Origin of the sequence: Paraburkholderia tropica (assembly GCF_014171495.1) — a bacterium.
GTDB lineage: Bacteria > Pseudomonadota > Gammaproteobacteria > Burkholderiales > Burkholderiaceae > Paraburkholderia > Paraburkholderia tropica.
This window is the reverse complement of sequence record NZ_CP049138.1, coordinates 19,442-32,481: the sequence shown is the minus strand read 5'-3', so window position 1 is coordinate 32,481 and position 13,040 is coordinate 19,442. Positions and strand designations below refer to the sequence as shown.

At 62.2% G+C, this 13,040-nt stretch carries 4 protein-coding genes and 1 pseudogene; 3 read left to right on the top strand and 2 right to left on the bottom strand.

Features of this window, described 5'->3' with window-relative positions; genetic code table 11:
* Nucleotides 1–54 precede the first annotated feature (54 nt).
* Nucleotides 55–525, bottom strand: coding sequence for a nuclear transport factor 2 family protein (locus tag G5S35_RS37245; protein WP_202035073.1), 471 nt, complete (start codon nt 523–525; stop codon nt 55–57).
* Nucleotides 526–723: 198 nt separating this feature from the next.
* On the opposite strand from G5S35_RS37245, the gene G5S35_RS37240 reads away from it, so the two are divergent.
* Nucleotides 724–1,665, top strand: coding sequence for a LysR family transcriptional regulator (locus tag G5S35_RS37240; RefSeq protein ID WP_202035077.1), 942 nt, complete (start codon nt 724–726; stop codon nt 1,663–1,665).
* A gap of 511 nt (nt 1,666–2,176) precedes the next feature.
* On the opposite strand, the pseudogene G5S35_RS37235 reads toward G5S35_RS37240, so the two are convergent.
* Nucleotides 2,177–3,864: pseudogene (locus G5S35_RS37235) on the bottom strand (phage integrase family protein).
* Nucleotides 3,865–4,047: 183 nt separating this feature from the next.
* On the opposite strand from G5S35_RS37235, the gene G5S35_RS37230 reads away from it, so the two are divergent.
* Both G5S35_RS37230 and G5S35_RS37225 read left to right on the top strand, forming a co-directional pair.
* Nucleotides 4,048–12,288, top strand: a complete 8,241-nt coding sequence (locus G5S35_RS37230; RefSeq protein ID WP_183040815.1) for a beta strand repeat-containing protein — start codon at nt 4,048–4,050, stop codon at nt 12,286–12,288.
* A complete protein-coding gene (locus G5S35_RS37225) occupies nt 12,288–12,908 on the top strand; it encodes an Imm52 family immunity protein (protein ID WP_110329992.1) in 621 nt (206 codons plus the stop codon). The genes G5S35_RS37230 and G5S35_RS37225 overlap by 1 nt, the downstream gene beginning before the upstream one ends.
* The last annotated feature ends 132 nt before the right edge of the window (nt 12,909–13,040 follow it).

The following is a 13,040-nucleotide window of genomic DNA, read 5'->3' as shown; positions in this document are numbered from 1 at the left end:
ATCTTCACCTTGCGTGGCAAACGCCGCGATGCCGTTGCGGTCGGGACCGATGATTCAGGCAGATTGATCCGCTGGAACCAGCATCATCGCCTTTCCTCCCAGTTTCGGGGCAAGCTTCTGCTGGACCGCGACCACCGACGGAAGCGGGCGCCATGCGACGGTCATGCTGTCGACAAGGCCTGCCTCATTCAGATGCATGTGATCCATTCCGTCAATCACGTGGTCACCGAATCTGATCGTGAACACGGCAACAAAGTTGCCACCGTCGCGCAAGAGAAGCTTCGGTTCGAAGGCGTCCACGGTAGCGAGGAGCTGCGTCAGCACACCTGAGACGCGCTCCTTCCCCACGAACGGGGCAGGCACAATTGGGCTTCTGAGGACGACATTCTCTGCCATGTGGACCTTGGTCCCTTCGACGTCGCGATTACCCATGGCCTGGAGGTAAGCGTCGAGATGTTCAGTGGTGAGCATAACAATATTCTCCCGGAAGAATCGGTGCGCCGGCACGGCGCGTTGAGTTGCCATAACGCTGGCGCTCCCATTGTTCGATCACTGCACACAGGTGCGCCAAGGACTGGATGAAGCGCGGCCGGCATGGTGCCAGTGACGGCCGCCTCTCAAATCCATAGTAAGGCCGTTGACCCCTCATCATTAATCGGGGTAGTGTTCACATGTGTCATGACAGAAATGTCACGAATTACGCGGGGGGCCAATGTGGAAAATTTGAGTGCGCTTGGCGGTCTGGAGGTCTTTGTGCACACTGCGCGAACGCGGAGCTTTGCTGCCGCTGCGCGGGAACTCGGCATCTCAGCGTCGGCTATCAGCAAAAGCGTTTCGAGGCTTGAAGAGCGAGTCGGCGTGCGGCTTTTCCAGCGCAGCACACGAAGCGTCCGGCTTACGTCAGAAGGCGAGGTCTTCCTGGAAAGGTGCAGACGGATTTTTGGGGAGGTTCAGGCCGCCGAAGACGAACTCAGCGCAATGGCCGAACATCCGCGAGGGCGGCTGAGGGTAGGGTTGTCGCTTTCGGCGGGACTACCATTTCCAGTACTTTCCGCCTTCATGGAGCAACATCCCGAGATTGAACTCGATCTTGATTTCACTGACCGGCTGGTCGATGTTATCGATGAAGGATTTGATGTCGTCATTCGCGGGAGTGTGCTTCGGGACTCACGGCTGGTATCTCGTCCGCTGGGCTCCTGGCGCGCCTGTCTGGTCGCCGCGCCAGAATATTTGAAACGAAAGGGAATCCCTAAGAACCCGGACGATCTTTTGAATCATGCGTGTCTACACTACCGCTGGACACCTACTGGAAAACTGTACCAATGGCCGCTGCGCCAATCGACATTCACAGTGCCAGGCGCGTCGCTGCCTTTGACGGCGGTGTGCAACAGCTTGGACATGTTGCTTTATATGGCTCTGTCAGGACGCGGGATCGCATGTGTGCCCGATTTCTCTGTCAAGAACGCGCTGGCCGATGGACGGCTGAAAGCCATACTGCACCCGTACGTGGCGGACTCCAACAGTATCCACGTGGTGTGGCCGAGCGGCCGGAAAATGACGCCAAAGGTGCGGGTATTTGTGGATTTCGTATGCGCGAATTTTGGCAGGCACCTCGTCACTAGATCCGAAGAACCGAAACGACAAAAGGCTCGGACGTCCGCTTGAATGCAGACTCTTCGGGAGCGGTAATCGAGGGTAATCGGCCTTGAACGTGGGGAAGATCATCCTGACGAAGAGTTGAGCTGTGACGGCAGGCTGCAGGATCCACTCTGACTTGGATGGCTGAAACTCGTCGAGCTTCGGCCATCTATCGCTGGCGATTGAAAGTCGCATCTTGGCGAGGCTGTGTCAAAACTCGAAACTACGGGGTTGTCGGGTGTCGCTTTTCCCTTCCGGTGTGCCGCGAAGCCGATACAGAGCGTTCTGGTGGGGCGACTTCCTCGCTCGATGTCGAATTCGCACGTTTTGACACAGCCTCGACCGAACTCGGTCTGTCCCGTCGCTTCAGAGCAGGCACTCTATAAACGCATCTAACGGTCAATCGCACATTCACTTTGCGAGCGCCTGACGGCGACATCCGTCGGCAAAGTGGTGGTCTCGCAGCGCTAAGGCGGGCAAAGCTCCACCTACGCGCACGTCAAGAAGAGACGGGTGAGCCGATCCGGGGCGTGCGTTGTCATTTTCGGCCTGAAAACGCCTCCCCAATCTGCCGCGACCGCTTGACCTCATCGCTGTGCAGATAGATAGATGTCGTCGACACTGAGGCGTGCCTCAGATTATCTCGAACAGTGGTCAACTCCGCACCACGTCCTAGAGCATGCGTTGCATGCGTATGCCGCATCCAGTGCGGACTCGCCTGGCGCAGCTTTTCAGCGAGCGACGCGTGATCCGCCTCAATCGCCTTGGCGGCCAGCAGGAAGAAGCGGCGCATCACCATCCACAGGCGCACGCTGCTGATGCTCGTGCCCGCTGCTCCCGCGCTATCCGCTTCGAGGCTGCCGATGACCGGCGTTTCCGGGCGCCAGTGCAACTGCGTGACCGGTAGCCCGCGTTCGGCCAGATAGCGCGCGAGCGCGTCCCAGGCAAGCGGCGGCAGCGCGACGAGCGCCCGCTTTTTCCCCTTGCCGGTGACGCGCAGCCAGTAATCGCCGCGTGGATCGGTCTCGACGTGGCCGAGCGCTGCGCCGACGAGCTTACTGGCACGCAGGCCGGTCGCGTACCCGAAGTCCAGCAGGAACCGCAGCCGCTGCGCAGCGGCCGCTGACCAGCCGTACGACCATTCCAGACCGTCCGCGATCGTCCGCACGAGCGCCCATTCGCCTTCGCTGAAGGCGTGCGAGGTATCAAGCACGTTCGATCCGGTCGCGTCCCGCACCTTGACGCCCGCAAACGGATTGGCCAAAACATAACGCTGCTCGATGAGCCAGCGAAACAGCGCGCCGATGATCGAGAGTGCGTGCCCAACCGATCGAGCGGACAGACTACCGTTGAACGGCCGCCAGTCGGGTGACATGCGCGGGCGCACCGGTCCGACCCAGCGGGAGTGCGGCGAGGGATGGCGCAGGAAAGCCCGGTAGGCGATGGCATCCTCCGTCGTGAGCGCCGAAAGCGTTCGTCTGCGCTCGACGATGGCCCACAGGATCAGCCGCTCGGCTTCCTTGCGATAGGCGCGTTGCGTCGCGGGAGACTCGTGCAAGGCAAGCCAGGTCTGGACGGCCTGATAGTCGTTGGTCGCATCGAGCGTGCAGGTGGCAGCGGGGGCACGGACGGTGTCTTCGGAGCCATCGACCTCGTTTGGCCGGCTGATCGATTCCCTCGGCACGATGGGACTTTGCCGGCCGGCCACGATCAGCGCACGCGCCTTTTCTGTGAGCGCGGGCCACGCGGCGACGAACGCCTCGATCACGAGGGCGCTGGCTGCGCCCAGGCCCGGCACGAACTTCCACCACTGCCGGCGGCGCGGGATGCGCACGGTGAGATCGGCGAGCGTGGTGATTCCATAGGCCCGCGGCACCCTCACTGCCTGCGGCGCGATCTACTGTGCGATGTCATCGGCGATCTGCGGCTCGCGGGGACTCGCGGTACGCAAAACGTCGATCGCTGGGAAGTGGTCTTCGCGTGCTGCGCGCGCACCTGTACGGTGTGGTCGAAGAGGGGGCCATATCCTCGCGGTCGACGGCGCGGACACGTGCAGCGAGCCTGCGCCGGATACGCCCGAGCAGGCCAAGCGCAGATTCCCGTCGCCCATGGCAGGTATCGCTCGACAGCCGGCCGGACGGCAACACCCGCATACCCAACGCGCAGCCCGGCGAGCTCCGCGTTCACCGTGACCGCAGATTCGCGGTCACGGTTGGTGAGCGTCATCCGAAAAACGACAACCAACATCATGCGTATTGAATAATCCAGACAAAAAATGTAACAAAAAGTAACTTATGAAAGTATTTAAATCATCGCGCTCGCGGTTTCGTGTACCGTCTCGCCCTGCAGCATTCGTATACAGAAAAGCGGGATGTTCAACCGCTGACCAGACCAGATTAGAAAGACATCATGCGAAACGGGGAAGCGGTGCTTGCCGCGCGCGCCATTCAGCGCGCGGTGGCAGCAGGCAGACTGCAGTTTGAATGCGCACGGCTCACGCCGGCGCGCCATGCGCTGTGGCGGCGAGTGACGGCGGCAATCATGGCGGTCGTCATGTATCTCGCGCCAGCCGTGCTGCTCTGCGACGAAGTCGCCCGGGCGGCCCCCATCGTCGATCCTCGCGCACCGGTCCCGTTCCAGCCCACCATCACCCAGAGCAGCGGCGGCGCGGCAGTGATCAATATTCCCGCGCCAAATGCGAACGGTCTTTCTGTCTCGCAGTTCCAGAGCTTCTCGGTTGGCGCGCAGGGCGTCATTTTCAATAACAGCCTGGTATCGGGTACCTCGCTGAACGGCGGTCAGGTCAGCGCGAACCCGAATCTGGCAGGGCGCACCGCCTCGACAATTCTGGCCCAGGTCACATCGACCGGTAGTCAATATGCCTCGGTGATCGCCGGACCGCTCGAGGTTTTCGGAAATTCTGCATCCCTGATCATTGCCAATCCCAACGGCATCTCGATTCCGGGCGGCACGACGCTCACGAATATCTCTAACCTCACGCTCACGACCGGCGTGCCGCAGTTCATCACGACGGCAGGGGGCACGCCGACGACCTGGGACAACGCGGGGGCACTCGCCTGGAGCGTGAACGGCGGCAACATCTCGATCAACGGGCCGCCCGGCAACGACGGCACCCCCGGTGCTGGCATTGCCGGGACAGTTGGCAATATCGATCTGATCGGCCAGACCATTTCGCTCAATGCGCCCATCCAGGCCAATGACCGGGTGAACGTGATCGCGGGCAACCAGCTGGTCACGCCCTCCGCTTCTGCCTCCACCGGTACCACCTACACGACGGCTTCCAGCGGCAGCACGAATACTGCTGCGGCAACCGGCAACGGCAGCGTCGCGATCGACGCGAGCCAGTACGGATCGGTGACGAGCGGAACCATCTTCATCGTCTCCACTGCAGCCGGCATGGGCGTGAACATGCAGGGGCCGCTTGCCGCCACGGCGGGCAACGCCGTCGTGAACGCCAACGGCGACATCACGGTCGGGCAGACGTTTGCGAGCCAGAGCGTCAGTCTCACGAGCGCGGGCGCGACGAACATCACCGGTACCTCGCTGGCGAACCAGAACTATACGGTCAGCGCCAACGGCGACATCAATGCGAGCGCACCGGTCTCTGCGGGCCAGAATGTTTCGCTTGCCGCAGGCGCAAATCTGGGCGCAACCTCCGTCGCGGCAAATGGCAGCGCCACGCTCAATGCTGTCAACTCGATGACGGTGGGCTCGGTGTCGGGCGATACCCTCGCGCTGCAGGCCACGACCGGCGACCTCACGGTCAACTCCGCCCTGACGGCTCCTGGCACGATCTCGGCGAGCGCGGGCCATGACCTCAGCATCAACGGGCAGGTGCAGGGCGGCAGCACCGTGGCGCTCTCGGGTGGCAACAATGCGACGGTAAAGGGGGCCGTGTCGTCGGTGGGGGAGGCAAGTCTCACCGCGACGGCCGGGACGGCAAGCGTTGCGGGTAATCTCCAGTCGAACGCCGTCGCGAGCGTGAGCGCCGGACAGAACATCGTGCTGGGGGGAACCACGCAGGCGCAGGGGGCGGTGACGCTCGCCGCACAGTCGGGCTCTATTTCGGGCAGTGGCGATCTTGCCTCGTCGCAGGATGCCGTATCGCTCACCGCGGGCCAGGCCATCGGGCTGACGGGCAACGTTCAGGCTGGAACGGACGTGACGGCGAGCGCTGGCACCACGCTGTCGATGAGCGGTGCCGTGACGGCACCAGGCGCGGTGACGCTCGCAAGCGGCGGGGACGCCACGCTGGGCGGCAACCTCGCAAGCGGCGCCGCCCTGTCGGTCAATGCCGGCGGCAATGTCACGCTGAACGGCGTGGTCGGGTCGGTTGGCAACATGGCGCTCACGGCCGGGGGCACGCTGACAACGGCCAGCCAGGTGACGTCGCTGGGCACGCTTGCGGCAAACGGCCAGCAGGGAGTGAGCCTGGGCGGCACGGTCTACAGCGGCGGTAACGCACAGGTCGGCTCCAGCGCAGGCACGGTATCCATTGCGGGATCGTTGACGGGGCCGGGTACGATCGCGATCTCGGCCGGGCAGGACGCGACCGTCACAGGCAGCGTACACAGCGGTGACAGCGCAACCGTCACCGCCACACGCGATGCGAACCTGGACGGTGGTCTCGAAGTGGACGGCACGGGCAATGCCACCGTTACGGCCGGGCGCAACCTCAACGGCACGGGCGCGATCAGTGTCGCGAGCAATACCACACTCTCGGCAGGCAACAACCTGACCGTCAGCGGTGCGATCGAGACGGGCAACAATCTTTCCGCCACGGCAGGCCAGAACCTCGCTGTGGGCGCGACGACGACGGTCGGTGCGCAAACGCTGACGGCGACCAGTGGCAGCGCCACGCTCGGCAATGCGCTCTCGGGCGGCGCCATGAATGTGACCGCGGGCACCGACGTCAACGCGCAGGGCACGGTGCAGTCGCTTGGCAACCTGGCGATCAGTGCCCGGGGTGGTAACTTCGCGGCAGCCGGTGCGGTATCGACAGCGGGCACCGCGACGCTCAATGCAGGTCAGAATCTGACGCTCAATGCCCAGGCGACGGTCTCGAAGGATGCCACGCTGACGGGCGCCAACATCACGACGCAGGGTTTCGCGGTGGGCGGCAATCTCACGGCGACTGCCACGAATCACGTCGATACGTCCGCCGGCCAGCTTAACGCCGCATACAGCACCAGCGCGCCTGCGCTGGAGGTGACCGGCAATGCCACGCTCGCCGGGGCGAGCGTGACGACGGCCAACGCGGTGATCGGGGGCACGTATACTGCAACGGGCACCACGAGCCTGACGACGGGCGGAACGGCCGCGTACATGGGCAGCGCCACGCTCGCCGGCGGCACGGTGACAAACGTCGGCACGCAGATGGCCCAGGGCAACCTCGCCGTCTCGGGAAGCCTGGTGACGAACCAGGGGGCGCTGTCTTCGCTTGAAACGATGGCGCTCACGGCTGCAAACCTGGTCAATTCCGGGACGATCTATGGTCCGAACGCGAATCTCACCGTGTCGGGCGCGACGACCAACACCGGCGGGCTGCTCGGCACCAATGCGCTTACGCTGACCACCGGTTCGCTTGCGAACAGCAGCCTGATCTACGCGGGTGACACCTCGAATCCGGCTGCTGCGACAGGCGATACGAGCGTGACGGTGACCGGTGGCAATGGCTCGTACAACAACGCGAACGGGCAGATTCTCGGCCAGAACAGCGTGACGCTGGCGCTCCCGGACCAGAGCGTCGATCCGTCTTCCAGTGCATTCGGAACGGTCATCGGCGGCAACGCGCTCAGTCTCAGTGCAAAGTCCGTCAGCAATTCGGGCACGTGGACGCTGCCGGATACGGCCGTCACGGTAAGCGCATCCGGAGGTATCAGCAATACCGGGACGATCAATCAGGGCACGGGGTCACTGACCTTAAACGGGACGGTGTCGAATGCTGGAACGCTGAACGGCCATGAGGTAACGGTCAACGGCGCGCTCGCAAATGCTGCAGGCGCAACGGTGCAGGCGGGCGACGCGTTCACGCTTGCCGGTTCGGGCACAAACGCCGGTACCGTTGAGGCCGTCAACCAGATATCCATCAGCGGGACCGCCTACAACAACTCGAACGGCACCACGGCCGCAGGCAACAGCAGCAGCGCATCGGGTGCCGGCAACATGGCGATCAGCCTGACGGGGAATCTCGTCAATGCCGGCGGCAAGCTGTCGGCGACGAACAACCTCACGATTGCGGCGAACGACGTCATCAATTCCGGCGCAACCGGAACGGGTGGCACCACCACCACGACGACGACTGTCGCGAATCCGGGACTTGCGCTGGGACTGACGGTCGGCAGCGATACGGTCGCCTATTCGTTTTATTACGGTTCGGGAGATGAGGGCTTTTACTGCTGCACGACCTGGTCTTACAACAATCCCACCGTCACACTCGCTGACGCCCTTTCTCCCACCGGCGTGGCGGACCCGACCTCGATTGATGCGCTGACGGCGGCCGTTCACGTGAGCTGGGCCAAAGCCAATGTGCAGCCTGCAGCGATCAGTGGCAACACGATAACTTTTGTTGAGATTCCAACGCCCGACGCGAATGGCAATATCGAGAACCTCTGGTTTGTCGAGACGGCGGAGAATGCGGCGCATGCGATCGCAACGAAGACCATCGATCTTCCGACAGCCACAGAGACGATCACCACGACGGGCGGCCGGGCGTCGTCAAGCTCGGTCATCGCTGCAGGCAATGATCTGAGCCTGACGGCCAATACACTCAATAACCAGAGCGGAACGGTAAGCGCCGGGCATGACGCGAGCGTGAGCGTGCAGTCGCTTGACAACAGTGGCACGAGCTATTCGTCGACGGTGACGGACACCGTGGACCTCGCCTCCCTCAACGCCTTTCTCGCAGCCGCACCGTCCACCATCTCTGTCTGGGGCAGCTTCCATGCTGCCGATGGCACGTCAGCCACGTGCGCGAGTGATCGCGGCTTCTGTATCACGACGAAGGGCATCACCCTCGACGCGCCGGGCACCGTGACGCCGGTCTCGACGTCATCATCGATTACGGTTCAGGGGGCAACCGGTCAGATCGTCGCGGGACACAACGTGAACCTGTCGGGCGGCGATCTGGTGAACGCCGGTACGATTACCGCCGCGAACGACGTCAATGTGTCCGCGAACAGTTTTACAAACCAGGGAACCAGCACTGGCACCGTGACGACCACGGTCGGTTGCGCAGCGGGCTACACAGGATGCAACGCGGCGGCAACAAGCAACAATAATTCGCAGACCTACAGTTACCAGCAGATCAACAGTAATGTGACGGCAGGCAACGACATCGTCATCGCGGCGAACACCGTCAACAATACCTACGGCAATCTCGTAGCAGGTCGCAATGTCGTGATTGGCGGGACGGGCACCACGGCGAGCGACAGTTCGACCAGCCCGACGAACATCACGCGGGCCGCGAGCGTCACGAACACGTCAGCGTCGATTGCGGCTGGCAACGATGCCGACATCAACGCCGCCACGCTGACGAACACGATCGCCGCGCCCGTGCAGATTCACCAGAATTACGGCAGTGCGACGCCCTTCACTGGTTGCACTTTCAACTGCGAAGCCTGGGTCGACGTTCAATCGGCCAGCGCAGCGACGATCGTCGCAAATCATGATGTCAACCTGAGCGCAGGCTCGTTCGCGAATACCGGCAGCCTGATCACGGGGCTGAACAACGTCACCATCTCCGCGACGGCGGCTGCCACGAGTGACAACCAGTATCTGAACGCGTACTGGCATGCCAGTTCGGGTGCGAACGGGTCCACGGCGTGGGGCTGCGCGAATAATCCGGCGCTGTGCGCGAGCCTGTACGGCAGTGCATGGAATGCGGGCCAGGCGCAGGATCCGGCAGGCCTGCCGTCGTCGGTCGGTCTTCCGGATTTCGTGCCCGGAACGATCCAGGCGGGCAACACGCTCGCGGTTCGCTCTCCCACGTTGACGAACACGGGCAATGTGATCGGGCAGACCGTCAGCCTTTCCGGTTCGACGCTGGTGAATGGCCTCACCAACCCGAATGTCTACACTCCTCCGCCTGCCGTTTCCGGTCAGGTGATCACCCTTGGGCCGCCTTCCGTTCCATCGTCTGCGACCACCACCATCAATGCCGCGGGTCAGGTGACGAACCTGAGCGGGGAGCGCGTATCGGTAACCGGCACAGCCGACGTGCCGCAGCAGTCGCTGATCGGCGCGACAACCGTGGGCAGTCCGAGCGCGCCCGCGGTGAGCAGCACGACCGCGCCGGCGGCGACCAGCGTAACGACGGTGAGCGGGCAGACGCTCAGTGTTTCGTATCTGGTGAACAGCCCGGCAGCGGCCGTGACCAGTGACCTCTCTCCCGCGGCGCTACTGAGCCAGTTGCCGGCGAGCCTCCAGCCGGATACGACACAGTTCTACTACGATCCCTATACGCAGGCACAGCAGGTCGAGCAGGCAGCGCTTCAGGCGACCGGCAACGCCAGCTTCTATGCGCTGCCGTCGACGACGGACGCGACGAGCCAGACGAGCGTCAGCAATCTTGACACGGCTGCGCTCTACGGTGCTGCGCTCCAGTACGCGGAACAGAACAACGTCGCGCTCGGCACGCAACTGAGCCAGACGCAGCTCGCGCTCGTCAACGAGCCGATGCTCTGGTATGTCGAGGAGACGGTGCCGGAGCCGGGCTGCACGGCCACGGGCAATGGCGTGTGCCCGACCGTCCAGGCATTGATGCCCGAGGTGCTGTTGCCGCAGAACTTCGCACAGGTCAACGCCGACGGCACGATCACGGGCACGAACGTCGCGCTCGATTACGCGAACAGCATCCTCAATACCGGCACTGTTACTGCAGAGAATCTGAGCGTCGACACCGGCTCGCTGACCAACGAGCAACGCTCGACCAACGTCGGCACCATCTATGAGCTCGTAACAGACGGTCTGCTTGCGAAGACGACCGGCACCGTGGTGCAGCAGGGCGGCTACATGTCGGCCGCCAACTACCAGCTCAACGTCGATACGCTGACGCAGATTGGCGGGGCGCTCACGCAGGTCAACGCGGATGGCAGCGAAAACGCGGCGGCGACCTCCCAGCTGCTGGCGAATCTCAAGAGCCAGCTTGGCAACCAGTTCACCCAGACCACGGCGAGCGACAACCTGCACACCGAGCTTATCGGTGCGCCGTCAACGTTCGACACGATCTTCCAGATGGCGGTCATCGTTGCGATAGCGGTCATGTCGGCGGGGGCTGCCTCGGCGGGCATCGGTGCCGCCGCAGGCGCGGGTTCGACGCTATCCGCCGCGGCACCGGGAGTGGCTGCGGGTCTCGGGAACGCCTCGATTTCGGCCGCGGTAGGTGGTCTGGTCAGCAATTCGCTGGATCAGGTCGCATTTGGTAACGGTAGCTTCAGCGTGGGTAGTCTGCTTGAAGCCGGCGCGACGGCATTCGTCACGGCGGGTTTGACGAACGGCATTACGTACGCGAACGGTGCGCTTGGCTTCACGACAACCGCTTCTTCAAACAGTCTGGCTGCGTTGGCCGGTGTGCAGTCGGTCGGTAACGTCATTTTGCCGGGTGCATCAGCAGCGTCTGGCAGCGCTTTGCAGACTGCGCTGGCACTTGGAGCGATTACCGGCATTCAGGCTGGAGTGCAAAGCGCAATCGAAGGCAGCAGCTTCCTCACGGATCTGCGTGACGACGGGGTAGCCAATCTGGCAGCGGCGGCGGCCTTCTCTATCGGAAATGCGAAGAACGGCGGTCTGAATGAAGGGGAGTATGTTGCAGCACACGCGGCACTGGGGTGTGCGGCGAGTGCTGCGGAGGGGACCGGGTGTGCCGGGGGGGCGATTGGCGGAGCTACTAGTGCCGCACTCTCGCCACTGGCGCTGGATGCAATCGATCCGACACATGCACCGCTCGATTCGGGGCAGCTTGCCGCACTGGCTGCGTTTGCGACGCTGGCCGGTGGAGGCCTTGCGGGCCTCGTTGGCGTAAATGTTACGGGCGCGATGACGGCGGCGCAGAACGAGGCGCTGAATAATGCTGCTGACCACTGGGAAAAACCGGGGCAGCAACAGGAGGCAGAGAAGTACACGCTCAAGCCGACGCCGCAGGGTGCGCCGATCGATGAGGAGCAGGCGCAGCAGGGTGGTGGCGGTGGCACGGATGCGGAAGCGATAACTACCGGTCAGGGCGCAGCGGGTGCCATCGCTGGGGCCACAAACAGTACCACCGGTAGCTGGATTTCCGTTAATGAGTCTATGTCAGCTCAAGCCCAAGCCTATCAAACGCAGATTACTGGCGTTACGGGCCAAGCGTACGTTGTCAACGGTGTAAAATTTGATGGGGTAAGCAATAACGGTACGTTGCTGGACGCTAAGGGGCCAGGATATGCGAATTTCGTTGGAAGCAACGGCCAGTTCCAACCTTGGTTTAACGGTCAGTCGAGCCTCATATCACAGGCGATACGTCAGCTTGGTGCAGCACAAGGGCAACCGATTCAGTGGAGCGTTGCGGAGCCATCGGCTGCTACAGCGATACAAAACTTGTTCAATGCCAATGGCATAACTGGCATTTCGATTATTAATCAGCCTCCTAAGTGATGGATGCAATGATGGAAACATACTTCGCCGCTGCATATTGGGGCCCTCGGCGTGAAACGGTCGAGAACTGTGCCGCACGCACGGTCGCATTCCTCACGGCGCTCGGACAGATATCTGTACTCTTCAAAGGATGGAGGCTGCAGGGGCGGAGTAAAGCGGAGGCTTTGCGCAAACAAACGATTGATGAGCAAAGCATTGATACGCTCGTCTCATTGCTTTCGAAAGGTAGAAATAAAAAGGACATCGGTGGCGGCGTTATCGACGAACTGGGGTTTCGAGTATCGATGTGGAATGGGGGCGATGACAGGACTGCATCGTCCCTTATGATCGGATGTGGCATGTACTCAACAGTAGAAAGGCTTTCCAACGCCGTCGTGTTGCAACTGCCGCAGCAATTTGACGTCGAATCCCAAGACAAACTGCACAAAATGATGAGTGCGTTTGCTCTCGCGTGGGAGCCAGATTGGGCAATAGTCTCTTCCCAATCAGCCCGGAATCGCCATGTTGAGCAACTGCCATTCTTGGATCGAGCGCTGTATCTGGATTCCAAGATGACCCCTCCTGACAGCTTGAAGGGGGCACAGAAGCAGGTGCTAGGGCATGGAATGCTCTTTGTGTAGTGCTTTCGAGCACATGACCGAGGTACCTCGCTCTGATTTTTTGTAATGTCACGAAGCCACAAACAGTGCGAACTACAGTGCGATTGGGTCGACGGGTAAGCTCGGAGAGCAGTACCTCCAATCGCTCGGTGG